Below are 25408 nucleotides of genomic sequence, written 5' to 3' on the forward strand. Positions count from 1 at the left end.
GCACGGAGGATCTGTGAAGATCCACAGTGCACCGGTCCAGAGTAGGGCACGACGGCTGTTCGTGTGGTCGGCCCCCCGTCGCAGCTGTTCCCGGTATGGGATGTCCGGGGTCTCCTCGGCGTCTGTGGTTTGCCTGTTCTGGCTGGTGGTGGCCCCTTTTTGTGCGATTTGCCGTCTCGTGTGCGGTGAATTGGCGGGTACTCCTGCGGGTGATGCGCCCGCCGTAATGTTCGCAATGTGAGACATTCATTTCGTATCATGATCGCCTCTCGGGGGAGATTCGGCGATAATGTCCCCGTGACCACGCAGCAGAACACCCCCTCGGCCCTGGACGTCGAAGCGGCCTACGTGCGCCTGCGAGGCATCGTGCGCGAGACCCCCCTCATGCGCAGTGACCGGCTCTCCGCGCGCACCGGAGCCGAGGTCTGGGTCAAACGCGAGGACCTCCAACCCGTACGCAGTTACAAGGTCCGCGGCGCCTACAACCTGATCGCCCAACTCGACCCCGGGGAACGCGCCCGAGGAGTCGTCTGCGCCAGCGCCGGAAACCACGCCCAAGGCGTCGCCTTCGCCTGCGCCGAACTCGGGCTCCACGGCCGCATCTACGTCCCCAGGACCACCCCCCGCCAGAAGCGGGACCGGATCTGCGCCATCGGCGCCGGACAGATCGACCTCATCGTCGGCGGAGACACCTACGACGACGCCTACGCCGCCGCCCGCACCGACGCCCGCGACAGCGGAGCCGTGCTCGTCCCCGCCTTCGACCACGCCGACACCATCGCCGGGCAAGGAACCCTCGCCGTCGAAGTCGTCCAACAGCTCGGCGGACCACCGGACCTGCTCGTCGTCCCCGTCGGCGGCGGCGGGATGCTCGCCGGTTGCGCAGCCTGGCTGCACCGACGCCACCCCGGAGTCACCGTCATCGGCGCCGAACCCGCCGGAGCCGCCTCCATGCGTGCCGCCCTCGACGCCGACGGACCCATCACCCTGGCCGAACTGGAAACCTTCGTCGACGGTGCCGCCGTCCGCCGGGTCGGCGAGCTCACCTACGCGATGACCCGTGAACTCGGCATCGACCTGGTCTCCGTCGCCGAAGGACGGATCTGCACCGAGATGCTCGAGCTCTACCAGACCGAAGGCATCATCGCCGAACCCGCCGGCGCGCTGGCCTCCGCGGCCCTGCTCGACCAGATCGACATCACGTCGGGCAGCCGCATCGTCGTGGTCCTCTCCGGTGGGAACAACGACGTCTCCCGCTACGCCGAAGTGCTGGAAAGATCCCTGGTCGACGAAGGCCGCAAGCACTACTTCCTGGTGAACTTCCCCCAAGAACCCGGGGCGCTGCGACGATTCGTCGAGGACGTCCTCGGGCCCGACGACGACATCGCCCTCTTCGAATATGTCAAACGTTCCAACCGGGAGACCGGCCCCGCCCTGGTCGGTATCGAACTGGGCAGCCCCGACGACCTCGCAGGGCTCCTGGAACGGATGGCCGCCTCCCGGATGGTCGCCGAGCGGATCCCCGCCGACAGCCCGGTCCACCGCTTCCTCGTCTGAACGGCCGGGGAAAGTCATCCGCCATCTGGCCCCGCCCCGGTGATCGGCATGAACGCCGCTGACGGGTGTCGTTGGCAGACGCTAATCTTCCGCCCTGACCTTTCTTCCCGTGACCCACACCGTCCCCTGCGAAGGCTGACCCCCGTGACCGCGTACATCCTGACCTTCTCCTGCGAGAACCACCCCGGCATCGTCGCCGCCGTCACCACCACCCTCACCCAGCTGGGTTGTGACATCACCGACGGCCAACAGTTCGACGACCGACGCTCCGGCCGCTTCTTCGCGCGGATGACCTTCACCCCGGTGCGCGCCGATCTCGGCGAGGACGGCTTCCGCACCGCGCTCTCCCCGGTGCTCTCCTCGCTGGGCGCCGAATGGAAGTTCCGGGCGGCCGGACACCGTCCCCGGGTGCTCCTCCTGGCTTCCAAGACCGACCACTGTCTGGTCGACCTGCTCTACCGGGTCCGTATCGGCGAACTCGCCATGGACGTCGTGGGCATCGTCAGCAACCACCCCCGGGACACCTACGGTGACCTCGGCGACATCCCCTTCCACCACCTGCCGGTGACCAAGGAGACCAAGCCCGAACAGGAAGCGCAGATCCTGCGCATCATCGAGGACGAACAGATCGACCTGGTCGTCCTCGCCCGCTATATGCAGATCCTCTCCGAAGAATTCGCCGCTGCCCTGTCCGGCCGGTGCATTAACATCCACCACAGTTTCCTGCCCGGCTTCAAGGGCGCCAAGCCCTACCACCAGGCCTACGAGCGCGGAGTGAAACTCATCGGCGCCACCGCCCACTATGTCACCGCCGACCTCGACGAAGGTCCGATCATCGCCCAGGACGTCGAGCCGGTCACCCACCGCGACGGCCCGGAGACCCTGGTCCGCAAGGGGCGCGACATCGAGCGGCGTGTCCTGGCCTCTGCCGTACGCGCCCACATCGAGGACCGGGTGATGATGCGCGATTCCACCACGATCGTCTTCTCCGCCTGACCGGCGGGGCCTGGACGCCCCCCGACGAACGGTCGATGAACGGGAACCAGACAACAGATCTCCCTCTATCCCTGTCCCTTTTGTCGGAGTAACGTTCTCCGACATAGGGGCCGGGGGATGGCCCGTCATCCGCGCGGAGGGGGAGTCCGCTCATGAGAAGAATCCGATCAGCCCTGCCCGCACTCGTGCTCGCAGCGACGGTCGCGCTCGTCACCACCGGAGCCACCGGAGCGTCGGCCCACGCCGATCCGGTGAACCAGCCCACACCCACCCCGGAACGGCCACCCGGCCAGGCCTTCTATCGCGCCCTCATCTTCCAGACCTCCACCCAGCAAGGCGACTACGCGGGGACCGACCTGAACGAACAGGGCCAACTGATCGCCGGCCAGGAGGCCCACAACGGGGAGAACTTCATCGGTGATGCCCAGGGCAGGATGATCTGGCTGAACCGGGAGGCCACCGGTTGCGAAGAGAGACTGTGGCCGGATGTCGGCCGCGCCCTGACCATCGACGCCCGAAGCCAGGTCGTCGGCCTCGGGTCCTGCACCACGGCCTACCCGCGGGCCGGGACCTGGGCGATCTCCCGATGGTCCTCGCCGACGGCGGCGCCGGTGGTCACCCAGGGCGAGCCGGTCATGAGTGGCTCGATCACCGTGGTTGCAGCGAATACCGCCGGTGCCGTGCTGACCCGGTTCGAGCATGCCATGCTCGTCCCGAGTGCCCGGACCACCGAACGCGGAGGGGTCCGGTTGGTCGACGGCCAGGGCCGGTTCTGGACCGTGATCGGTAACGACCTGGCCGAGGACGGTTCCGTAGTCGGCCGACTGGTGGTCGAAGACTTACCGGAACGTTCGGTGCCCTTCGTCACCCGAGGTGATGTCGCTCTTCCACTGAAGGTTCCGGCAGGGATTCAATCTCCTTCCTGGGAGGCAGCCGCCGACGCCATCTCACCGAACGGCAACTGGATCGTCGGCCAGGTGGGCCTGCAACCCATCCGGTGGGATGCTCGTCGGGTTCCTCAGGTGTTGCCTTCTGGTTTCGTTCCGGTGGATGTGAATGATGTGGGTGCGGTGTTGGGGCGGCTCGGTGAGGGTTGGGGGGTGTGGTCGCCGTGGGCTGGTCTGCGGACGGTGACTATTCCCGGGTTGCCGGCGGGGGTGCGGGTGAAAGCGATGGCGAAGATCAATCGGTCGGGTCAGATCGCGGCCACGGTGACCGGTGCCGACCGCGTCAACCGCGCCGCTCTGCTCGGAGTCGGACGATGAGCACGGCAACCGGGAGAGCGGTAACCGTCCTGGCAGCGCTCGTGGTCCCGGCACTGATCTTCCCGTCCCCCTCCCAGGCGGAGACGGTCGAGCCGCACCCGACCACCGGGACGACACGCACGGCCAATTTCTGGGTCAATATCGAGGACACCTCGGCGAGCGACGGCGCTTTCGAAGGTGCCGACGTGGATTCCCTGGGGAGGCTCCTGGCCCGACAAGGAGCCGAGGTGACCGACCGGAAGGACTTCGTCGCGGACATCAACGGCAGCCAGGCGATCCTTTCCCGTCAGGCCAGCGGCTGCGGCCCGGTCAGCCGGTCGTACCCGGACCGCCCGGTCGGGATCTCCTCCACAGGTTCCGTCGTCGGGAGCGGGCATTGCACCTATCCGGGCGCAGAGCTTCCGTTCACGGCCGTGGCCACCTGGCCGACGCTCTACGGCCCTGCCCGGATCAGCGAGCGGAAGTCCTACACGGAAGGCAAGGTGGAGGTCGTCGCGGTCAGCGACCTCGGGGAGCCGCTGATGCGTGAGCGCACCTATGTCACTGTCGGCGACACCCTGTCCACGACCCGCCCGGGGATCCGGTTGATCGATAGTCAGTCCCGGGAATGGCCTGTGGTGGGGACAGACATCGCAGCGGACGGCACGGTGGTCGGTCGATTGGTGAGCACCCCGGAATCGGGACGAGGCGTGCCCTTCATGACCAAGGGCAGGATCGCCGTGCCGCTTCGGCTGCCTGCCGGGGCCGGTTCCGTGTCCGAGATGGCGATCTCCCCGAACAGGCAGTTCGCCGTCGCCGCGGCCGAGACCGCCGGTATCCGGTGGGATGCTCGTCGGGTTCCTCAGGTGTTGCCTTCTGGTTTCGTTCCGGTGGATGTGAATGATGTGGGTGCGGTGTTGGGGCGGCTCGGTGAGGGTTGGGGGGTGTGGTCGCCGTGGGCTGGTCTGCGGACGGTGACTATTCCCTGGTTGCCGGCGGGGGTGCGGGTGAAAGCGATGGCGAAGATCAATCGGTCGGGCCAGATCGCGGCCACGGTGACCGGTGCCGACGGCATCGACCGCGCCGCCCGGCTCTCACCGTAAAGGCGACCTGAGCTCACTATCGGTATCGTCCATCCTCCCGGCCCACCCGGGCTGAGAGGATGGACCACGATGATGAATCTCAACGACCGGATCGACGACCTGCCCGGAGTCGACAGTGCGAGCGGACCTCAGCCCGACGACGTCTTCGCTGCCTTCACCGACTGGGTCGACGATCGAGGGCTCACTCCTTATCCCCACCAGGAGGAGGCACTGCTGGAGCTGGTCACCGGGAGCAATGTGATCTTGGCGACCCCGACCGGGTCCGGTAAGTCCCTGGTCGCGGCCGGTGCGCACTTCTTCAGCCTGGCCCGCTACGACCAGACCGGTGCGCGCACCTACTACACGGCGCCCATCAAGGCCCTGGTCAGTGAGAAGTTCTTCGATCTGTGCGAGCAGTTCGGGGCCGACAACGTCGGGATGGTCACCGGCGACGCATCGGTCAACGGGTCCGCGCCGATCATCTGCTGTACCGCGGAGATCCTGGCGAACCTGGCCCTGCGCGAGGGACCCGATCTACCGGTGGGGATCGTCGTCATGGACGAATTCCACTTCTACTCCGAACCCGACCGCGGATGGGCCTGGCAGGTGCCGCTGCTCGAGCTACCCCAGGCCCAGTTCTTGTTGATGAGTGCCACCCTGGGCGATGTCACCTTCTTCCAGAAGGATCTCAGCGCCCGCACCGGTCGGGAGACCGCGGTGGTCGCCGACGCGCCCCGGCCGGTCCCGTTGTCCTTCTCCTATGCCTTGACCCCGCTGCACGAGACCTTGGAGGAACTGGTCACGACCAGGCAGACGCCTGCTTACGTGGTCCACTTCACCCAGGCGGCCGCTCTCGAGCGGGCTCAGGCGTTGATGAGTCTGAACGTGACCAGTCGTGCCGAGAAGGACGCCATCCTGGAGACGATCGGCGCCTTCCGCTTCGGCAAGGGTTTCGGTCAGCAGCTGTCGCGTCTGGTCAAGCACGGCATCGGCGTGCACCACGCGGGCATGTTGCCCAAGTATCGGCGGCTGGTGGAGACCCTGGCCCAGGCCGGTCTGTTGAAGGTGATCTGTGGGACGGACACCCTCGGGGTGGGGATCAACGTCCCCATCCGCACGGTGGTGCTCACCGGGATGTCCAAATTCGACGGTTCCCGGCAGCGGCTGCTCAAGTCGAGGGAGTTCCACCAGATCGCTGGTCGGGCCGGACGTGCAGGTTTCGACACCAGCGGGTCGGTCGTCGTGCAAGCACCCGATCATGTGATCGACAACCACCGGGCCTTGCTCAAGGCCGGGGACGACCCGAAGAAACAGCGGAAGGTGCAGCGGAAGAAGCCTCCGGAGGGTTTCGTCAACTACGGCGAGGACACCTTCACCCGTCTGGTCGGCGCTTCCCCCGAACCGCTGGTCTCCCGGATGCGGGTGTCCCATGCGATGGTGCTCAATGTCATCCAACGTCCTGGCGACCCGGTCTTCGCGATGCGTCGTCTGCTCACCGACAACCACGAGCCTCGCCGTCAGCAGGCCCGGCTGCAGCGCCGGGCCGTGGACATCCTGCGTTCCCTGCTCCAGGCCGGGGTGGTGGAGCGTCTCCCCGAACCGGACGAGACCGGGCGCACGCTGCGGGTGGTGATGGATCTGCAGCGGCATTTCGCGTTGAACCAGCCGTTGTCGACCTTCGCCCTGGCGGCCTTCGAGCTGCTCGATCCGCAGAGTCCGTCGTACGCCCTCGACATGGTCTCCATCGTGGAGTCCACGCTGGACGATCCACGGGGCCTGCTCTACGCCCAGCAGTTCAAGGCTCGCGGCGAGGCCGTGGCCGAGATGAAGGCCGACGGTATCGAGTACGAGGAACGGATGGAGCTCCTGGAGGAGGTCGAGTGGCCCAAGCCGTTGCAGGAGCTGCTCACCGGTGCCTTCGCGACCTACCGGCAGTCCCATCCGTGGCTCGACGAGGACGACCTCTCGCCCAAGTCGGTGGTCCGGGACCTGTTCGAGCGGGCCATGACTTTCGGTGAATTCGTGGCCTTCTACCAGATGACCCGTTCCGAGGGGCTGGTGCTGCGTTATCTGACGGATGCCTACCGGGCCCTGCGTCAGACGATCCCGGACAGCGCCAAGACCGAGGAACTGGAGGACGTCATCACCTGGCTCGGCGAGGTGGTCCGGCAGACCGATTCCTCCTTGATCGACGAGTGGGAGGCCTTGACCGATCCCGAGCGGGACGAAGACGCGCCGGTCCGTCCAGGAGTGGTGACGGGGCCGCGTCCGATCACGGCGAACGAGCGGGCTTTCCGGGTGTTGGTGCGTTCGGCGATGTGGCGTCGGGTGGAGTTGCTGGCCCGCGGCCAGTACGAGGAACTGTGCGCATTGGACGAGCAGAACGCACGTCCCGGCCCGCGCGGGGACCTGTTCGAGGCCGACGACTGGGCGGATGCCGTCGAGGAGTTGTTGGCGGACTATCCGGGGCTGGAGTTGGACGAGGTGGTCGGGATCGGTCCGGACGCTCGTGGGCCGGCCCTGCTGCGGGTCGATACCGAGAGCGAGCCGGGGTGCTGGCTGGTCGAGCAGATCATCGACGATCCCGAGGGTGATCACGACTGGCGGATCTATGCCGAAGTCGACCTGGAAGCCAGCGATGCGGCAGGCGAACTTGTCATCCGGGCAACGGATCTCGCAGGAGCTTAGGCGTTCGTCGGGTTCTGTCGACTCAGAATGTCCACCTTTTGCCGGGAAATGCGTGCCATGAGTTTTGACGACGCCCCCGGAGAGGTATGGTCACGACATGCCCGCACCGCGCTTGGTCCGTGCGACACCGGACGACTGGGAGAAGTACCGGCAATTGTGGCTGCGCATGTTCCGCCACCGACCTGACGAGTTCCCCCCTCCCCGCGGTGAGGACCCCGAGGAGTGGACGCGTGAGGACTGGCAGCGGCGCATGTCGGGGGCCAACGGTGAGGGCATCACCCTTGCCGTGGAATCCGCCGACGGCTGCTGGCAGGCGATGGCCACGGCGTTCATCGAGGAGGACCTCGGGCAGCGGATCGCCTATCTGCGCGAGTCCTACATCGACCGGATCGACGACGACTCCGAGTGGCTGTCGTTGAGCGGCCCGCTCGTCGAGGGCATGGTGCGTTGGGCGTCGTCCGAACGGATCGGCCGGGCGTACACCGACATCCTGTCGGACCGTCATCGGGTGATCCGCTTCCTCGAGGCGACCGGTGCCCGACGCACCGGAGTGGAACGGGCCTCGGGTGCCGCCGGGGGCCTGCCCGCCATCGAGTTCGTATGGGATATCACCGAGCTTGCCGGAGAAGGTCTTTCGGGTGCCGAGGAGACTCAGGGCTGAGACAATGAGGGGCCCCGACCCCTCGATCAGGAGTTCTCCCACCACATGCCGGTGACCGGAACATACCGACTTCAGCTGCACCGCGACTTCGGTTTCGCCGATGCAGCCCGCATCGTCCCCTATCTCGCCCGCCTGGGCGTCAGCCACCTGTACCTGTCGCCGATCCTGGCCTCGGTGGCCGGGTCGATGCACGGCTACGACGTGGTCGACCACTCCCGGGTGGACGAGGAACTCGGCGGCCGCGCAGGTTTCGAAGAACTTGCCGCGCTGACCCGGGAACACGGGATGGGCATCGTCGTCGACGTCGTCCCGAACCACATGGCCTTCGTCGCACCCGAGAGCGCCAATATCCCCCTGTGGGAAGTCCTCCGTGACGGTCGGGACGCCCGCACGGCGCAGTGGTTCGACATCGACTGGAAAGCCGGCGGCGGACGGATCGGTCTGCCCTTCCTCGGCGGCGACCTCGACACGGTCCTCGAGGCCGAGGAGATCGTCCTGGACCGCATGCCGGACCCGGTCACCGGGCTCGAGATCCCCGTCCTGCGTTATTACGACCACGTCCTGCCCGTAGCCCTGGGCACGGAAGGGAACGCCGAACCCGGCAGCACCGAACCTGCAGTCGTCCGAGCGATTCTCGACCGGCAGCACTACCGGCTGACCAGCTGGCGCGACAAGGACGACAGCCTGAACTACCGGCGGTTCTTCGAGGTCGACGGGCTGATCGCCGTCCGAGTCGAACTGCCCGAGGTCTTCGAGGAGACCCACCGTCTCCTCCTGGAACTCAATCACGCCGGCCTCATCGACGGCTTCCGCATCGACCACCCCGACGGTCTGGCCGATCCCACCGGATATCTCGACCGGCTGCGCCGCGCCACCACCAGGGGCACCTATCTCGTCGTGGAGAAGATCCTCGAGAAGGACGAACGCCTCCCCGACAGCTGGGCCTGCGACGGCACCACGGGCTACGACGCGATGCGCGCGGTGGCCGCCGCCCTCGTCGACACCGGGACGGCATCGGTGCTCACCCGCGAATGGGAACTCGCCGGCGGGGACGCCACCCTCGCCCAGGCGACAACCGCAGCGAAACGCCAGGTCGTCGACCAGGCGCTGACCCCCGAGGTCGAACGCCTGGTGCGACGTGCCCGAGAATCCCTGCCCGAGAGCGACCCCGACCGTCTCCGCGAAGCGGTCGTCGAGCTGCTGGTCGCCGGGGAGGTCTACCGCGCCTACGTCCGGGCAGAAGAACGCCTGTCCCCGGCAGCCCGGGAACGACTCACCGATGCCTTCACCCGAGCCATCGGGGAACGCCCCGACCTGGACGAGGAATTGCGCGCCCTGGTGCCTCTGACCGTGGCCGACGACAGCGACGCCAACGCCCTGGACTTCGCGGTACGCCTCCAACAGACATGGGGGCCGGTGATGGCCAAGGGGATCGAGGACACCACCTTCTACCGCTGGCATCGGCTCATCGCCTTGAACGAGGTGGGTGGAGACCCCGAAGCCCTGGAGACCGCCTCCGTGGACGACCTGCACCGATGGGCCGTCCACCAGGCGGAACACTGGCCACGCGGCATGACTTCCTTGTCCACGCACGACACCAAACGCAGCGAGGACGTCCGCGCCCGGCTGCTGGCCGTGGCCGGAGACGCACAGGCCTGGTCGCTGTGCTCCCGGCTCGCCCGCGAACAGGCCGAGGACTTCGGGATCGACCTGCCCACGGCGCATCTGCTCTGGCAGACCCTGCTCGGCGTGGGGTATATCGCACCCGAACGGATCACGGACTACCTGCTGAAAGCCCTCCGCGAGGCCAAACAGCACACTGCCTGGGTGGACGGCGACGAAGCCTACGAACAGCGGGTACTGGCCTTCGTGGAGCAGGTCCGGGTCGACGGGCGCCTGCACGACGCCATCGACGACGCGGTGACCCGTCACGCCGAGGCGATCAGGGCGACGGTGCTCGGGGCGAAGGCCCTGCAGCTGACCCTGCCAGGGGTTCCCGACTGCTATCAGGGATGCGAGCTGGTCGACCTGTCCCTGGTCGACCCGGACAACCGCCGCCCGGTCGACTACGACCGCCGCGCAGCACTCCTGGAACGACTGGCCACCCAAGGGGTCACCGGCCTGCCCACAGAACAGCCGGACCGGCTCGACGCCGAGAAACTCCTGGTCACCTCCCGTCTGATGGCGCTCCGCCGCGAGGAGAGCGACCTCTTCCTCCACGGGTCGTACCGCCCGCTGCCGACCCCCTCCGACCATCTGATCGGTCTGGTCCGCGAACAGAACGTGGGCCGACTGACCGAAGCCCTGGGCTTGGCCCAACGTGCCAGACTGGTGACCCTGGTGACCAGGGCGCCGGCCGCGCTGGCCGCCGAAGGCGGCTGGACGGACACCGTCGTCACCCTGCCCGACGGCCCTTGGCAGGATGTGCTGACGGGGCGCGCGATCGACGGCGGGGAGACCAGGGTGGCCGGGGTCCTCGGCGAGCTACCCGTCGCCGTCCTCCTGCAACGTTGAACGGCAACCGCGACCGACCAGCCGACCACCACGAACTTCCACGAAGGGCGACATGAGCGAGCACCCCGACGCACGGACAGCCCCCGAGGCACCCGGCCTGCCCGTACGGGCACTCCCGGCCGAGCCGGGCCCGCAGGACGAAGACGGTCTGCGTGAGTTCCGGGTCTGGGCGCCGAACGCCGAACGGACGGTGTCCCTCGTCCTGGCCGACGAGGAACACGAGATGACCCCCGCCACCGACGGCTGGTGGCAGACCCGGGTCGCAGCGCACCACGGAGACCGTTACGGCTACCGACTCGACGACGGACCGGTCTTCCCCAGCCCGATGGCCCGCCGACTGCCCGACGGCCCGCACGGCCTGGGCGCCGTGGTCGACACCACCGATGACGTCTGGCACGACGAGGAATGGGCCGGGGTCCCCCTCGCCGGATCGGTGCTCTACGAGATGCACATCGGCACCTTCACCACCGAAGGGACCTTCGACGCGGCGATCGACCGCCTCGACCATCTGGTCGACCTGGGTGTCGACGTCGTCGAAGTGATGCCGGTCGCGTCCTTCCCCGGAACACACGGCTGGGGATACGACGGCGTCGCACCCTGGTCGGTACACGAACCCTACGGGGGGCCGGACGGACTGCACCGGTTCGTCGACGCCTGCCACGCCCGCGGCCTGGGGGTCTGCCTGGACGTGGTCCACAACCACCTCGGGCCCGACGGCGCCTACGCGCACGCCTTCGGTCCCTATTTCACCGACCGGCACCACACCCCCTGGGGCGCCGCGCTGAACCTCGACGGGCCCGGATCGGACCCGGTACGAGCTTTTCTCGTGGGCAACGCCCTGACCTGGCTGCGCGACTTCCACCTGGACGGACTACGCCTGGACGCCGTCCACGAACTGCACGACCACCGGGCCGTACCGATCCTGGAAGAACTCTCGGCAGCGGTCGCGGACCTCTCCGAACAGACCGGGCACCGCCGTTGGCTGGTGGCCGAGACCGACCGGAACGACCCCCGCACGGTGCAACCCCGAGAACAAGGCGGCCTCGGAATGGACGGCCAATGGGCCGACGACGTCCACCACGGCTGGCACGCAGTACTGACCGGTGAGGACCAGGGCTACTACGGAGACTTCGCGGACCTCTCGGTACTCCCCACCCTCCTGGGGGCCCCGTTCCACCACGCCGACACCTGGTCGTCCTTCCGCGGACGCCGCCACGGACGCCCCGTCCCCGAGGACGTGGAAGGCTGGCGATTCGTGGTCTTCCTGGAGAACCACGACCAGGTCGGCAACCGGGCCCTCGGCGACCGCCACGCGCACACCCTGTCGACCAGGCGACTCCAGTGCGGCGCCGCTCTGCTCCTGACCAGCGCCTACACCCCGATGCTGTTCATGGGGGAGGAATGGGGCGCCAGCACCCCCTGGCAGTACTTCACCGACCACACCGACCCGCAACTGGCCGACGCAGTACGGGAGGGACGACGACGGGAGTTCGCCGCCCACGGCTGGTCCGGGGACGAGGTGCCGGACCCGCAGTCACCGGATACCCGCGACCGATCGGTCCTGGACTGGTCGGAGATCGACGAAGGCGATCACCGGGTACTCCTGCGGTGGTACCGGGCGCTGATCGCCCTGCGACGTGCGCGCGCCGATCTGCGGGATCCTGACCGTTCGCGGGTGCAGGCCCATCTCGATCCCGACACCGGGATGCTCGTCGTCGAGCGGGGGCAGCATCGGATCGCAGTGAACCTGGGCGTGGAGACGGTGGAGGCCGATCTGCATCTGGAATCGACTCGGGGCCGGGTCGTCCTGTTGAGCAACGACTGCACGACCGCGCTGGACGAGGACGGGTGTATCAGCGTGCCCCCGGACGGGGTGGTCGTCGTGGGTCCGAGTACGGCGGAATGATGTCGGATCCCTCGTCGGCGCGTCGTCACCGTCGTCCGGCCCTGCTCGACCCGGGCAGTATGGACGCCTTCGCGCAGGATCGCCTGGACCCTGCGGTGATCTCGCAGATCGCCCACGAGACGGCGGCGATCCTGGTGCGCACCGGTCGGGCCTGCACCGACCCGGGGATGACGGAACGGTTGGTCAGGTTGGTCGACGAGCTGGGTCTGGACACGGTGGCTCAGTTGTGGTCGGAGTGCTCGGCCCGGACCCTGCCGGGCACCTTGTGGCGGTTGTACGTGATCCGGGAGTGGGTGCGTCGCGACCCGGTGGGCGCCAGCGGTGACTTCTCCGAGGGGATGCGTCATGCCGATGTGGCGGTGGCGATCGCCGGGGCGGGGAGCCCGCCCGGTCCGGAGCAGATGAAACACCTGGCGGATGCGATCCTGCGGGGGGTCTATGCCGCCGATGTCGCGGTGGCCCTGGAACGGGCGGCTGCTTTCTGCCGGGTGGTCGCTGCCGGTCGGGCCGCCCGGGAGCCCGACGCCCGGCCCGTTCCGGGGCGTGCTGCGCGATCGGGGTCGACGACGGACCCGGGGGGCCGCCATGCGGCGTCCGCTGCGGCGGTACTGGCCATGTCCGAGGACCTGGCATGGTCTGCAAAGGCTTGGCGTCGAGGCGATCTCGTCTGATTCGGTGGAAAAAATGCCGACTCCGGCCGTCATGTATTCGTCGAATCCACCATCCCATCCGTGCGTGACCTGTTCACTCGCCGTTCACGACACGCATGACGCTGGGACACTCGTCCTCATTAGCGTCGAGCACGGAATGGCAGTGTGCCCTTCTCACGGATCGCAGTGGAGAGGTACAGATCATCGTGAAGATGCAGGGTTGGGCTTTCGCTTCGACGATATCCCTCATCGGCATGGCCGCCTTGGCGTCCTGCGGTAGCAATGACAACAGTGCCCTCACCGGAGGAGGATCCGCCGGTTCTTCCGCGCAGATCGCCGATTGCCAACGCGGCAATCTGAAGGGTGAGGGGTCGTCGGCGCAGAAAAATGCCATCGACATGGCGATCAGTAGTTACGGGAGTGCCTGTTCCGGCGCGCAGATCGACTACAACCCGTCCGGCTCCGGAGCGGGCATCAAGAACTTCAACGCCGGCCAGGTCGACTTCGGGGGTACCGACTCGGTGTTGAAGCCTGCCGAGTCCGCGGCCGGGGAAAAACGCTGCTCCTCACCGACCTGGCACGTGCCCATGGTCGCCGGGCCGATCGCGGTGTCCTACAACGTCAAGGGCGTCGACACCCTGGTACTCACCCCGGAGCTGATGGCCAGGATCTTCCAGGGCGAGATCACCACTTGGAACGACCCGGCGATCGCCGAGGCCAACAAGGACGCCACCTTGCCGAGCACCCCGATCCGGGTCTTCTTCCGGTCCGACGAGTCGGGGACCACCGAGAATTTCACCAGATATCTCAAAGCCGCTTCCGGAACGGCCTGGAAGGGAGAGGCCACGAAGGCCTGGACAGGCAAGGGCGAAGGCAAGGAGAAGTCCTCCGGTGTCGCAAAAGCGGTGAAGGACAGCGACGGAGGGATCACTTATGTCGAACTGTCCTATGCGAAGGACAACGGGCTGAAACTCGCCCAAGTGGACAATGGTGCCGGGCCGGTGGCACTCACGAGCGATAACGTCGGTAAAGCCATCTCCGCTGCCACACAGGAAGGGGAAGGGAACGATCTCAGACTGAAGGTCGATTTCGCGGCGAAGACTCCGGGTGCCTATCCGATCGTATTGGTCACCTACGAAATCGTCTGTTCGGATTATCAGAAGGACGCCCAGGCCGCGTACGTCCGTTCCTTCCTGAAGCATTTCGCCTCCGATTCCGTGCAGAGGGGCCTGGAAGGTCGCGGATATGCGCCCTTGCCCGCGGAAGTCCTGACGAAGGTGCGTACCACCGTCGACGCGATCCAGTAACCGACCTGTTCCGGGCGGCTCCGGCCACGGGGACGTCCCGGCACGGCTCATCCCGCACGACCGCCGCGGCGCAGGAACACCGGCCCGCGAGACAGGGGATGCCAGGCATGCCTGACACGACACAGACCCAGGAGACGGCCTCGCCCGTCGGACTGGACGGCTCCATCGGCACCCGCCGGCGGGGTGATCGACTTTTCCATGGCGCCGCCGTGGGGGCCAGCGCCATCGTGGTCGCCATCGTCACTCTCATCGGGCTCTTCCTGCTGGGTCAGGCCGCGCCTTCGCTGGCCCGCAACGAGGCTTCCTTCCTGACCTCCTCGGAGTGGCTCACCGCAGGTGACCATCCCCGGTTCGGTGTGGCCTCTCTGCTGTGGGTGACCGTCATCACGTCGATCATGGCGATGTGTGTGGCCGTGCCCTTGGGGGTCGGGGTGGCCTTGTTCATCACCCAGTACGCGCCCCGTCGTCTCGCACGTCCGGCCGGTCAGCTGATCGACCTGCTCGCCGCGGTGCCGTCGATCGTGTACGGCCTCTGGGGAATCATGACCTTCGGGCCGTTGATCGAACGTTCGGGCCTGCAAGGGCTGCTGAACGCCGCGCTGGGGTGGGTCCCCCTGTTCGCCAAGAGTGCGGAGAACCCGGTCGACAGCGGCTCCACGCTCTTCGTCGTCAGCCTCGTGCTGGCCATCATGATCCTGCCCATCGTGACGGCGATCTCCCGGGAGGTCTTCGACCAGACTCCGCTGGCCCACAAGGAAGGCGTCCTGGCGCTGGGCGCCACCAAATGGGAGATGATCCGCACCGCGGTGCTCCCCTTCGGTCGTCCCGGGGTGATCAGCGCCTCCATGCTCGGTCTGGGTCGGGCGCTGGGAGAAACCGTCGCAGTGATGATGATCCTGTCCGCACTGGCCCCGAAATCGGCATGGAGCTGGAGCATCTTCCGCGGCGGGGAGACCTTCGCCTCCCGGATCGCCAACAACGCCCACGAGTTCGACTCGGCGCAGAAGACCGGTGCGTACATGGCAGCTGGGCTGGTGCTCTTCCTGCTCACCTTCGCCGTCAACGCGGTGGCCCGTATCGTCATCAACCGCAGGAAGGCCTTCGTCGAATGACCACCAGCACGGCGGCGACCGGTGCACCCGACCGGATCGAACAGCCCGTCGACCTGAGCCTGTCGGGAGGGCACTCGCATTCGCGCACCGTCAGGGATGTCGTCGCACGGGTGGTGATGTGTCTCTGCTTCGCGTTGGCGGTGCTGCCTCTGTTGTGGATCGTCTACACCGTCCTGTCCAACGGACTCGGGCTTCTCCTGGAGGTCGGGTGGTGGAACAGGAGCCAGGCCGGTCTGGTGTCCACGATCCGTGGCGGCGGGGCCTATCACGCGATCGTCGGGACCCTGCTCCAAGCCTTGGTGACCGCTTCGATCTCGGTGCCGGTCGGCGTCCTGGTCGCGATCTACCTGGTGGAATACGGGCGCGGGCGGCTCTCCACGGCGGTCAGTTTCATGGTGGACGTCCTCACCGGGGTGCCCTCCATCGTGGCAGCCCTGTTCGTCTACGCGCTGTGGGTCGGCGTCTTCGACCTGCAGCGGGTGGGTTTCGCGGTCACCTTGGCCTTGGTGCTCCTGATGATCCCCACGGTCATCCGGTCCACCGAGGAGATGCTCAAGCTCGTCCCGAACGAACTCAGGGAAGCCTCCTACGCCCTGGGCGTGCCCAAGTGGAAGACCATCGTGTCGGTGGTCCTGCCAACCGCTTTCAACGGCATCGTGACCGGGGTGCTGCTCGGCCTGGCCCGGGTGATGGGGGAGACCGCTCCCCTGCTGGTCCTGGGGCCTTACACGAAGTTCATCAACCTGGACCTGTTGGCGAGCAATATGGCGACCCTGCCCACGATGATCAACCAGGAGAGGATGGAGGCGCTGGCACCCGCGGTGGAACGGGCCTGGGCCGCGGCGCTGACCCTCATCCTCCTGGTGCTGATGCTCAACCTGGTCGGACGTTTCATCGCCCGCACCGGAACCGTCAAAGCCTGACCGTCAACAACGACCTCCCTCACGGAAGAATCTCGAAGCTCACATGGCCAAACGCATCGACGTCAACGACGTGAATGTTTTCTACGGCTCCTTCAAAGCGGTGGAAGGGGTGTCCATGACGATCGAACCCCGGTCGGTGACGGCGTTCATCGGCCCCTCCGGGTGTGGAAAGTCGACGATGCTGCGCACCCTGAACCGGATGCACGAGGTGGTGCCGGGCGGTCGGGTCGAGGGAGAGATCACCCTGGACGGGAAAGACCTGTACGCGCCGGACGTCGACCCGGTCGCGGTCCGACGCACGGTGGGCATGGTCTTCCAACGTCCCAATCCTTTCCCCACGATGACCATCTTCGACAATGTGGCGGCCGGTCTACGGTTGAACGGCGTCCGCGACAAGGCGCTCCTGGCCGAGACGGTCGAGAAATCGCTCCGCGGGGCGAACCTGTGGAACGAGGTCAAGGACCGCTTGGGCAAACCGGGCGCGGGGCTCTCCGGGGGCCAGCAGCAAAGGCTGTGCATCGCGCGGGCGATCGCGGTCTCACCTGAGGTGCTCCTGATGGACGAGCCGTGTTCGGCGCTGGACCCCATCTCGACCTTGGCCATCGAGGACCTGATCAACGAGATCAAGGAGCGGTACACGATCGTGATCGTGACCCACAACATGCAGCAGGCCGCACGGGTGTCGGACCGGACGGCCTTCTTCAACCTCGCGGCCACCGGTCAGCCCGGAAAACTGATCGAGATCGGCGACACCCACCGGATCTTCAGCAACCCCGGTGAGCGCGCCACCGAGGACTACATCTCAGGTCGCTTCGGCTGACCCGGCGACCGGCCCCGGAGGAGCCCGGTGCCCGGGCAAGGTGCCGATCGGTAGCGCGTGGACGCGCACCGACATGACGTGAGGGGCTGTCCCCGTGACCTATCACGGGGACAGCCCCTCGGACGTGAGACGTGCCAAACCGGGAGCGCCTCTCGGCGCACGGCCGCTCGTAGCGGCGTATTTTGGGACCCGGGGCTACCGCGGCCTGGCACGCTCCATCCACGGTAACGGCTAGCCGTACCTCGTTCCCAATCGGGTCGGGGGACGCCTCTCTGAGGAAGGACGACCGGCTCGTCGGGTCTGCGAACGGTCAGCGACCGAGAACCCTTCCGCTGCTTCAGATCAGGGGAAGATGCCGTTCGGCGGCGATCACCTTCGCCGACGAGCCCCGGCCACGTACGTGCATCACCAGGGCTTCTCCTTTGACCATGTTCTCCGCGCCGACCTCCTTCAGTATCTGACGTGCCGCCCCCCGGGCCCGGGGCATCAGTTCGGCCAGCAGCGAAGGGATCACCGGTCCGTGGCTGCACAGGAGTGCTCTCTCCCCGGAAGCGAGCAGAGCCTTCAAAGCGTCCGTCGACCGACCCGGGTCCTCGGCGAAGGTTTCCTCGGAGAACACGGCCGTCGAGTGGACGGTGTACTTCCTGGACTCGGCGTAGGGGGTGACGGTGTGCAGGCACCGGGTGGACGAGGACGTGGCCACGTGCCGGATGTCGTAGGCGGACAACACGGACACCAGTTCCTGGGCCTGGGCCCGCCCGCGACGGTTCAGCGGACGCAGCCAGTCGTGCTCCGTCCACGCCTTACGAGAGACCGCATTGCCGTGCCGGACCAGGACCAACGGCCAGGTCTTCAACTCGCCGCAGCCATCCGCCGTGGCGAGGGCGTCGAGCTGCTCGCGATCGCGACGGTAGGTCAACAGCCGACGGGCCTTGGGAACGGTGACCCACCGCAGCTTGTCGACCTCGTGGAGGAGTTTCCCGTCTCCGGAGATCGGTTTCCCGGCCCAGTAACGGATCACCTTCTCGTGGGGGCGCCCTCCGCGGGGGGACAGCGGGTAGCTGTTGGTCGGCAACGGGATCCCCAGCCGCATCGTCAACCCGGTCTCCTCGGCCGCCTCACGGACGGCCGCTGCGGGATAGCTCTCCCCGGATTCGAGTTTTCCTTTGGGCCAAGACCAGTCGTCATAGCGTCGACGGTGGACGAGGGCCACCTCGAGACGACCGTTCCGACGACGCCAGGGCACGATCCCGGCGGTGCGGACCTCTACGGTTCTTCTGTTCTTGATCGGACGGCTCATCTGGCGCGTTTCTGCTTCCGTCGACGGGCATGGGAGTCGATGAGCACGGACTGGAGGTCCGCGAGCGGCTCGCCGTTCTCACCGCGATGGCATCTGGTCCAGCGGCCGGTGCCGTCCAGATGCCAGCTGGAAGTGGTGTCGCTCATACCCTGGGCGAGGATCCACACCAGCTGTTCGACATGTCCGGGATCGTTGATGCGGACCAGGGCCTCGACCCGACGGTCGAGATTGCGGTGCATCATGTCGGCGCTGCCGAGGTACACCCCGTCCGCGCCGCTCTTCCCGAAGACGAAGATCCTGCTGTGTTCGAGGAAACGCCCCAGGATCGAGCGCACCCGGACCCGTTCGGACAACCCCGGCAGGCCCGGGCGGAGTGCGCAGATACCCCGCACGAGGACGTCCACCTCGACTCCGGCCTGCGAGGCACGGTAGAGGGCATCGATGACGGTCTCGTCGACGATGGAGTTGACCTTCATGCCGATATAGGCCGGTTTGCCCTGCTGGGCGCGTTCGATCTGGCCTTCGATCTTGTCGAGCAGGCCTGACCTCAGCGAGCGTGGCGCGACCAGCAGCCGTTTGAACTTGCTGCGGGGAGCCCAACCGGACAGCTGGTTGAACAGCCTGGTCAGATCCTCGCCGACGCTGGGGTCGCAGGTGAACAACCCGAAGTCCTCGTAGAGTCGGGCGGTCTTCGGATGGTAGTTTCCGGTACCCACATGGCAGTAGCGGCGCAGCCCGTTGGTCTCCTGCCGTACCACCAGGGACAGTTTGCAGTGGGTCTTCAGGCCGACCACCCCGTAGACGACGTGGACGCCGGCATGTTCGAGTTTGCGGGCCCATTCGATGTTGTTCTGCTCGTCGAAGCGGGCTTTGATCTCCACCACCGCCAACACCTGTTTCCCCGATTCGGCCGCGTCGATCAGCGCGTCGATGATCGGGGAGTCACCGCTGGTGCGGTAGAGGGTCTGTTTGATGGCCAGGACCTTCGGATCGGCAGCAGCCTGTTCGATGAAGGCCTGCACCGAGGTGGAGAAGCTGTCGTAGGGGTGTTGGACCAGCACGTCCTTGGTCCGGACGGCGGCGAGGATGTTCGCCGGTTTGCTCGACTCGACCCGGGCGAGGTCGGGGTGGGTCCGAGGGACGAAGCTGGGGTATTTGAGCTCGGTCAGGTCAAGGTCGGCGATCGCACCCAGGCAGCGCAGGTCCAGGGGCGAGGGCAGCCGGAAGACTTCTTGCGGGCCGACCTGCATCTCCCGCATCAACATCCGTAACACGTGGTCGTCCATGGCCGCGTCGACCTCCAGACGGACCGGGGGGCCGAACCTCCGCCGGGTGAGTTCCTTCTCCAGCGCGGTGAGCAGATTCTCCGCGTCGTCCTCCTCGACCTCCAGGTCCTCGTTACGGGTGACCCGGAAGGTGAAGTGTTCCTGGACGTCCATCCCGGGGAAGAGCTGTTCCAGGTGGGCGGCGATGATCTCCTCGAGGGGGACGAAACGGGCGCCGTAGAGGCTGCGCGGTTCGTCCTCGGATTCGACCCGGACCAGGCGGGGGAGCAGCGGTGGGACCTTCACCCGGGCGAAGTGTTCATTGCCCGTCTTGGGGTTGATCAGGGTCACGGCGAGATTCAGCGACAGGCCGGAGATGTACGGGAAGGGGTGGGCCGGGTCGACCGCCAACGGGGTCAGCACCGGGAAGACCTGCCCGCGGAACCACCAGGACAGCCGTTCCCGTTCGTCGTCGGTCAGCTCGGTCCACCGCTCCAGGACGATGCCTTCCTCGGCGAGCGCGGGTTGGACCTCCTCGGCGAAGACCCGGGCGTGGGTCTCCATGAGTTGGCGTGCGCTGGAGAGGATGCGGTCGAGGAGCTCGCGGGGTTCGAGCCCGGAGGCCGAGCGGATCGCGAGTCCGGTGGCGATGCGTCTCTTCAGCCCGGCGACCCGCACCATGAAGAACTCGTCGAGGTTGCTGGCGAAGATCGAAAGGAAGCGGGCCCGCTCCAGGAGGTACAGGTCGGGGTCCACGGCCAGTTGCAGGACCCGTTCGTTGAATTGGAGCCAGGAGATCTCCCGGTCGAGGAAGCGTTCGTCGGGGAGGTCGTCTTCGGAGGGGGTCGGCCCGTCCTCGCTCTCGGGTAGTCGGACGAATCTGCCGTTGGCGGCCCGTGGCCGGGGCCTTTCCGGGGCTGCGGTGAGGGAGGTCGACAGACGGGTGTGGTCGCTCTCGCCTGCGGAGGCGGGGGGATCGTCCGGTGTGTCCGCAGGTGTCGTGTTCTCGACGGGGTGGTTCTGGGAGCTGGCCATGTTTCTATCGTGGCATCGTCTTGATCAGCTGGACATCGCGGCCGAGCACAGTGAATCTCTGTTTTCGGTATGTGTTGACGGCGGCGGTGTTGTGGCCGTCGACGTAGAGCTCGACCTGGGGGTGCCCGCGGTCGCGGAGGTGGGCGAGACCGATGGCGGTGGCGGCTCGTCCCAGGCCTTTTCCTTGGTGCTCGGGGGAGACGCCGACCACGTAGACCTCGGCGACCCCGTCGTGGACCTTGGTCCAGTGGAAGGCGGCGAGTCGGCCGTGCGGGTCGTGCACGAGGAAGAATCCCTGCGGGTCGAACCATTCTTCGCGGAGGCGGGCCTGCAGGTCGTCGGGGCCGAGCCGGCCCTGTTCGGCGTGGTCGACGAAGGCTGCGGCGTTGACCGCCAGCCAGGCTTCTCCGTCGGCCGGGGTGAAGGTGCGGGCCGTGTACCCCTCGGGGAGTTCAGCGGGCAACTCGTCCTCGGGGAGCAGCTGCCGGCCCATTCGGAGCAGTTCACGGACGACGGTGAGGCCTTCGGACCGGGCGAGGGCGTCGGCGGCGGGGTGGGAGCCGTGGACCCAGATCCGGGCGTCCGGGGTGTGGTCGAGCACTTGTCGGAGGATCGTCCGCCCTATCCCTCGTCCGCGGTGGTCGGGGTGGACGACGAGTTCGGCGGAGGGTGGGCCTCCGGGGCGTGCGTCGATCTGGGCATAGCCCAACAGAGTAGGCGATTCGCTCTGCGGGTCGATCTGGGCCCCGAGGTCGGGGCGGTTCTGTTCCCGGGCGACGATATGGGTGATCCCGGTGCCGGGTTCGTCGAGGTTGAGCGTCGTCTGTTCCGACAGTGGTGCGACCTGGTCGCGTCCGGTGGCGGTGTCCGCGAGGTTCAGGACGTCCTGTCGTGTGCTCTCGTCGATCTGTTCTCCACATTGCACCCACATATCGCCATTCCATCACGGGAGACCGCCGGTCTCTGTTGTCCTGGAAGGGCACTACTGCGGATCACGTCCGCAATCGGCATATTTTGCGCGATGGCGCGCAAGCTCGTACACAGGAGAGCCCATGAGCAGTGTCCGACGGTCTCGGATCATCGCCATTTGTCTGTCTGGCGTCACCTTGACCAGTGTCTTGGCCACGGTCCCCGCCGGTGCGGCCACCACCCCGGTTCCGCCGGGGCAGGCCGGGTCCGGGGCGTCCCGTCCGGTGGCGGAGGACGCCCGGAGCAGGGCGGCCAGGGAAGCGGTCGAGTCGAGGTCCGATGCGGCTGAGAAGGTCCGGGACGACGCGGAGGCGGCTCGGGATGCGGCCGAGGAGGCTCAGGACCGGGAACGGTCGCGTCAGGGGCAGGCAGCTGCTGTTCCTGGTCAGATCGCTCAGGTGCCGCAGCCGCCTTCGGGTGGTCAGGCGGGCCAGCAGCAGGTGCCGGGCCGTCAGCAGGTCGAGGGCCTGAGGGTGCGCGCTGCGGTTCGTGCCGATCGGGCGGCTCAGCGCAAGGTCCGTCAGCAGGCTCGTGACCAGCGGGCTTATGAACGCACCTTGAAGGACGTGCAGTTGTTGGCCTTCAACGACTTCCACGGCAATCTCGAACCTCCGACGGGCAGCAGCGGTCGGGTGACGGTGGGGCACACCGTCGATGCTGCCGGGAAGGTGAGTGCGGCGACGGTCGATGCCGGGGGAGCGGCTTATCTGTCGACCCATCTGAAGCGGTTGCGGGACGGCCAGCAGACCTCGTTCACCGTCGCTGCCGGTGACCAGATCGGCGGGTCGCCGTTGTTGTCGGCGGCTTTCTACGACGAACCGACGATGGAAGCCCTGTCGGCGATGAAGGTGGACGCCGCGTCTGTGGGCAACCACGAGTTCGACAAGGGTTACAAGGAGCTGCTGCGGATCGTCAAGGGTGGTTGTGTCGACGACGGTGAGGGGAAGAACAACCGTAATTCCTGTGCTCTCCACAAGTACGCCGGTTCTTCTTTCCCGCTGTTGGCGGCGAATGTGTACCAGGCGGGGACGAAGAAACCGATCCTGCCGGCCTACACCGTGATGAGGAAGAACGGCGTCCAGATCGGGGTGATCGGGGTCGTCCTGAAGGACACCGCGAATGTGGTCAGCCATGAGGGGGTCAAGGGGATCACCTTCGGCGACGAGGTGGAGGCGATCAACCGGGCCACGGCGGAGCTGCGGTCCAAGGGTGTCAACGCGGTCGTCGCCCTCGTCCACGAGGGAGGATCGGTGCCCCCGCAGCCGTGGAAGGCGCCCAATGGGAAGTCGTACCAGGTGACTCCACCTTATGACGCGCGGTGTTCCCAGGGGAGTGCGAATCTTCTGGCCGGGTCGCCGGTGCTGCCGATAGCACGCAAGGTGGACGCGGGGGTGGATGCGATCCTCACGGCGCACAGTCATCAGGCGTACCTGTGCGATGTCCCGGACCCGCAGGGCAGGCCGAGGCCGGTCACCCAGGCTCTCGCCCTGGGCAGGTTGATCACGAATCTGCACTTCAAGTACGACCCGGCCACCAAGGACGTGGTGCGTGACCGGACGTGGACCCGTCAGCAGATCGTGTCCCGTGACGTGCCCGCCGACCCGCAGATCCAACGGATCGTCTCGGCGTACACCGCGAAGGTGAAGCCGATCGCGGACCGAGGGTTGGGGACGATCTCCGCCGATGTCACCCGTGTGCCGAATGCCGCAGGGGAGAGCCAGTTGGGTGATCTGGTCGCGGACGCCCAGTTGGCGGACCCGGGTGTGGCCGCGAAGGGTGCTCCGGCGGTGGCCTTCATGAACCCCGGGGGGATCCGTGCGGATCTGCTCTTCGCTCCGCTGGCCGGGGAGAAACCGGGGACGGTCACCTTCCGGAAGGCCTTCTCGGTGCAGCCCTTCGGCAACAACCTGGTGTCGATGGATCTGGCCGGGGAGCAGCTGTACGCCTTGTTGAACCAGCAGTTCACCGGGAAGAACGCCGGCGACCCGAAGGTTCTGCAGGTGAGCAAGGGGTTCGAGTACGTGTGGACGGCGGGGCCGAAGGGCCCGCGGGTCGTGGACGGCAGCGTGAAGATCGCCGGTAAGCCGGTGGATCGCAAGGCCACCTACCGGGTGGTGGCGAATTCCTTCCTCGCCGATGGAGGTGACGGTTTCGCGGCCTTCGCCCAGGGGCGGAACCGGATCACCGGGAGCCAGGACCTGGACAGCTTTGCCAAGTACTTGGAGAAGCATGCGTCGTACACCCCGGCACCGTTGACCCGGATCACGAAGAAGTAGCTCTGATCCGTCGTCCGCGCCGGTGGGCGGCGGGTCGTCGACGAGGTGTCTGCAGGCAGGTCAGGCGGGCACCTCGTCGGGGACGAACCGGTACCCGACGTTGCGGACGGTGCCGATGAGGTTTTCGTTGTCGGTGCCGAGTTTCGCCCGTAGCCGTCGGATGTGTACGTCGACGGTGCGGGTTCCGCCGAAGTAGTCGTATCCCCAGACCTCCTGGAGCAGTTGGGTCCGGGTGAAGACTCTGCCGGGGTGTTGCACCAGGTATTTGAGGAGTTCGAATTCCTTGTAGGTCAGGTCGAGGAGTCGTCCGTCCAGTCTTGCCGCGTAAGTGGATTCATCGATCTCCAGGTTTCCGTTGGTGATCGGTGAGTTCAGGTCCGGGTCGTCCTGCGGGGCGCGGGTGAGGGCGAGGCGGATCCTGGCGTCGATCTCTGCCGGGCCGGCGGAGTCCAGCAGGATGTCGGTGAAGGTCCAGTCGTGGGCGACTGCGACCAGTCCACCTTCGGTGAGGACGACGATCACCGGGCAGCTCGTCCCGGTGGTGGCGAGGAGGCGGCACAGCGCGCGGGCTCCGGCCAGGTCGCGGCGGGCGTCCACGAGGACGATGTCTCCTCGTCTTCCGAGGAGGAGCTCGTGGATGTCCGGGCGGACGATGTGGACTTGATGGGAGAGGAAACCGAGACCGGGCAGGATCTCCGTGCTCGCACCGAGTGCGGACGTCATGAGGATCAGCTCCGCCATCGTCCCAGAATAGGTCGTCCCGCTGTCCGGACCGTCGGGGAAGTCCGGTGCCGGGATGGCAGGCTTGGGCAGGTGACAGAGAGTTCTTTCGCGATGGTGACCGTGCGCTATTGGGCGGCGGCCCGGGCCGCCGCCGGGGTGGCCGAGGAGTCGGTTGTGCCGGGGCGGGTCGCTGATGTCCTGGCGGCGGCCGAGGCCCGGCACCCTCAGCTGGCTCCGGTGGTGGCGGTGGCATCGGTGCTCGTGGACGGCTTGGCCGTTGACCGTGATGCCGAGGCGCCTGCGGGGTGCACTCTCGAAGTGCTCCCTCCTTTCGCCGGCGGGTGATGGGAGAATGCGCCCTGTGGGCGAGACTGCGAGGA

At 67.0% G+C, this 25408-nt stretch carries 19 protein-coding genes; 15 read left to right on the forward strand and 4 right to left on the reverse strand.

Annotation, left to right across the window (positions count from 1 at the left end; all coding sequences use genetic code 11):
* Positions 1 to 297: 297 nt before the first annotated feature.
* The 13 genes from ilvA to pstB all read left to right on the forward strand — a co-directional run bounded on the left by ilvA (position 298) and on the right by pstB (position 17460).
* On the forward strand, positions 298 to 1557 hold the full coding sequence (gene ilvA, locus AUCHE_RS06815) for a threonine ammonia-lyase IlvA (RefSeq protein WP_006502545.1): 1260 nt from the start codon (positions 298 to 300) through the stop codon (positions 1555 to 1557).
* A gap of 144 nt (positions 1558 to 1701) precedes the next feature.
* Complete coding sequence (gene purU, locus AUCHE_RS06820) at positions 1702 to 2553, forward strand: formyltetrahydrofolate deformylase (RefSeq protein ID WP_006502546.1); 852 nt, start codon at positions 1702 to 1704, stop codon at positions 2551 to 2553.
* Positions 2554 to 2705: 152 nt separating this feature from the next.
* Complete coding sequence (locus tag AUCHE_RS06825) at positions 2706 to 3818, forward strand: hypothetical protein (protein ID WP_006502547.1); 1113 nt, start codon at positions 2706 to 2708, stop codon at positions 3816 to 3818.
* Positions 3815 to 4900 (forward strand): hypothetical protein, encoded by a 1086-nt coding sequence (locus tag AUCHE_RS06830; RefSeq protein WP_006502548.1) that lies wholly within the window; start codon positions 3815 to 3817, stop codon positions 4898 to 4900. The genes AUCHE_RS06825 and AUCHE_RS06830 overlap by 4 nt, the downstream gene beginning before the upstream one ends.
* A gap of 72 nt (positions 4901 to 4972) precedes the next feature.
* Entirely contained in the window at positions 4973 to 7567 is a 2595-nt protein-coding gene (locus AUCHE_RS06835) for a DEAD/DEAH box helicase (protein WP_052024858.1), read from the forward strand.
* Positions 7568 to 7664: 97 nt separating this feature from the next.
* Complete coding sequence (locus tag AUCHE_RS06840) at positions 7665 to 8228, forward strand: hypothetical protein (protein ID WP_006502550.1); 564 nt, start codon at positions 7665 to 7667, stop codon at positions 8226 to 8228.
* A gap of 45 nt (positions 8229 to 8273) precedes the next feature.
* Positions 8274 to 10742, forward strand: a complete 2469-nt coding sequence (treY, locus tag AUCHE_RS06845) for a malto-oligosyltrehalose synthase (protein WP_006502551.1) — start codon at positions 8274 to 8276, stop codon at positions 10740 to 10742.
* Between the two features lie 52 nt (positions 10743 to 10794).
* Positions 10795 to 12648 (forward strand): malto-oligosyltrehalose trehalohydrolase, encoded by a 1854-nt coding sequence (treZ, locus tag AUCHE_RS06850; RefSeq protein WP_006502552.1) that lies wholly within the window; start codon positions 10795 to 10797, stop codon positions 12646 to 12648.
* Positions 12645 to 13319, forward strand: coding sequence for a hypothetical protein (locus AUCHE_RS06855; RefSeq protein ID WP_006502553.1), 675 nt, complete (start codon positions 12645 to 12647; stop codon positions 13317 to 13319). Before treZ ends, AUCHE_RS06855 begins: the two co-directional genes overlap by 4 nt.
* 191 nt (positions 13320 to 13510) lie before the next feature.
* Positions 13511 to 14605, forward strand: coding sequence for a phosphate ABC transporter substrate-binding protein PstS (gene pstS, locus AUCHE_RS06860; RefSeq protein ID WP_143114960.1), 1095 nt, complete (start codon positions 13511 to 13513; stop codon positions 14603 to 14605).
* Between the two features lie 107 nt (positions 14606 to 14712).
* Entirely contained in the window at positions 14713 to 15717 is a 1005-nt protein-coding gene (gene pstC, locus AUCHE_RS06865) for a phosphate ABC transporter permease subunit PstC (RefSeq protein ID WP_006502555.1), read from the forward strand.
* A complete protein-coding gene (gene pstA, locus AUCHE_RS06870) occupies positions 15714 to 16640 on the forward strand; it encodes a phosphate ABC transporter permease PstA (protein WP_006502556.1) in 927 nt (308 codons plus the stop codon). The genes pstC and pstA overlap by 4 nt, the downstream gene beginning before the upstream one ends.
* A gap of 43 nt (positions 16641 to 16683) precedes the next feature.
* Complete coding sequence (pstB, locus tag AUCHE_RS06875) at positions 16684 to 17460, forward strand: phosphate ABC transporter ATP-binding protein PstB (RefSeq protein WP_006502557.1); 777 nt, start codon at positions 16684 to 16686, stop codon at positions 17458 to 17460.
* Between the two features lie 337 nt (positions 17461 to 17797).
* Here pstB and AUCHE_RS06880 read toward each other — a convergent pair whose 3' ends face one another.
* From AUCHE_RS06880 to mshD, 3 genes are read right to left on the reverse strand one after another with little or no spacing between them, the layout of a single operon-like run.
* Complete coding sequence (locus tag AUCHE_RS06880) at positions 17798 to 18760, reverse strand: NUDIX hydrolase (protein WP_006502558.1); 963 nt, start codon at positions 18758 to 18760, stop codon at positions 17798 to 17800.
* Positions 18757 to 21060 (reverse strand): RNA degradosome polyphosphate kinase, encoded by a 2304-nt coding sequence (locus tag AUCHE_RS06885; protein WP_006502559.1) that lies wholly within the window; start codon positions 21058 to 21060, stop codon positions 18757 to 18759. The genes AUCHE_RS06880 and AUCHE_RS06885 overlap by 4 nt, the downstream gene beginning before the upstream one ends.
* A 4-nt stretch (positions 21061 to 21064) precedes the next feature.
* On the reverse strand, positions 21065 to 21991 hold the full coding sequence (gene mshD, locus AUCHE_RS06890) for a mycothiol synthase (protein ID WP_006502560.1): 927 nt from the start codon (positions 21989 to 21991) through the stop codon (positions 21065 to 21067).
* A gap of 121 nt (positions 21992 to 22112) precedes the next feature.
* On the opposite strand from mshD, the gene AUCHE_RS06895 reads away from it, so the two are divergent.
* Positions 22113 to 24305 carry a bifunctional metallophosphatase/5'-nucleotidase gene (locus AUCHE_RS06895; protein WP_052024834.1) on the forward strand — a complete coding sequence of 731 codons (2193 nt, stop codon included), beginning with the start codon at positions 22113 to 22115 and terminating at the stop codon, positions 24303 to 24305.
* A 60-nt stretch (positions 24306 to 24365) separates the two neighbouring features.
* Here the strand turns inward: AUCHE_RS06895 and AUCHE_RS06900 are convergent, their stop codons facing one another.
* Positions 24366 to 25046 carry a winged helix-turn-helix transcriptional regulator gene (locus AUCHE_RS06900; protein ID WP_006502562.1) on the reverse strand — a complete coding sequence of 227 codons (681 nt, stop codon included), beginning with the start codon at positions 25044 to 25046 and terminating at the stop codon, positions 24366 to 24368.
* A 72-nt stretch (positions 25047 to 25118) separates the two neighbouring features.
* Here AUCHE_RS06900 and AUCHE_RS06905 point away from each other — a divergent pair, with 72 nt between their 5' ends.
* On the forward strand, positions 25119 to 25373 hold the full coding sequence (locus AUCHE_RS06905) for a MoaD/ThiS family protein (protein WP_281242610.1): 255 nt from the start codon (positions 25119 to 25121) through the stop codon (positions 25371 to 25373).
* Positions 25374 to 25408: the final 35 nt, after the last annotated feature.

The organism is Austwickia chelonae NBRC 105200 (assembly GCF_000298175.1).
In the GTDB taxonomy this organism is placed as follows: Bacteria; Actinomycetota; Actinomycetes; order Actinomycetales; family Dermatophilaceae; genus Austwickia; species Austwickia chelonae.

Excerpts from the sequence above, each read along its gene's own strand:
- AUCHE_RS06825 (WP_006502547.1), top strand. The coding sequence starts at position 2,706 with ATGAGAAGAATCCGATCAGCCCTGCCCGCACTCGTGCTCGCAGCGACG.
- AUCHE_RS06830 (WP_006502548.1), top strand. The coding sequence starts at position 3,815 with ATGAGCACGGCAACCGGGAGAGCGGTAACCGTCCTGGCAGCGCTCGTG.
- AUCHE_RS06835 (WP_052024858.1), top strand. The coding sequence starts at position 4,973 with ATGAATCTCAACGACCGGATCGACGACCTGCCCGGAGTCGACAGTGCG.
- AUCHE_RS06840 (WP_006502550.1), top strand. The coding sequence starts at position 7,665 with ATGCCCGCACCGCGCTTGGTCCGTGCGACACCGGACGACTGGGAGAAG.
- treY (WP_006502551.1), top strand. The coding sequence starts at position 8,274 with ATGCCGGTGACCGGAACATACCGACTTCAGCTGCACCGCGACTTCGGT.
- treZ (WP_006502552.1), top strand. The coding sequence starts at position 10,795 with ATGAGCGAGCACCCCGACGCACGGACAGCCCCCGAGGCACCCGGCCTG.
- AUCHE_RS06855 (WP_006502553.1), top strand. The coding sequence starts at position 12,645 with ATGATGTCGGATCCCTCGTCGGCGCGTCGTCACCGTCGTCCGGCCCTG.
- pstS (WP_143114960.1), top strand. The coding sequence starts at position 13,511 with ATGCAGGGTTGGGCTTTCGCTTCGACGATATCCCTCATCGGCATGGCC.
- pstC (WP_006502555.1), top strand. The coding sequence starts at position 14,713 with ATGCCTGACACGACACAGACCCAGGAGACGGCCTCGCCCGTCGGACTG.
- pstA (WP_006502556.1), top strand. The coding sequence starts at position 15,714 with ATGACCACCAGCACGGCGGCGACCGGTGCACCCGACCGGATCGAACAG.
- pstB (WP_006502557.1), top strand. The coding sequence starts at position 16,684 with ATGGCCAAACGCATCGACGTCAACGACGTGAATGTTTTCTACGGCTCC.
- AUCHE_RS06880 (WP_006502558.1), bottom strand. The coding sequence starts at position 18,760 with ATGAGCCGTCCGATCAAGAACAGAAGAACCGTAGAGGTCCGCACCGCC.
- AUCHE_RS06885 (WP_006502559.1), bottom strand. The coding sequence starts at position 21,060 with ATGGCCAGCTCCCAGAACCACCCCGTCGAGAACACGACACCTGCGGAC.
- mshD (WP_006502560.1), bottom strand. The coding sequence starts at position 21,991 with ATGTGGGTGCAATGTGGAGAACAGATCGACGAGAGCACACGACAGGAC.
- AUCHE_RS06895 (WP_052024834.1), top strand. The coding sequence starts at position 22,113 with ATGAGCAGTGTCCGACGGTCTCGGATCATCGCCATTTGTCTGTCTGGC.
- AUCHE_RS06900 (WP_006502562.1), bottom strand. The coding sequence starts at position 25,046 with ATGGCGGAGCTGATCCTCATGACGTCCGCACTCGGTGCGAGCACGGAG.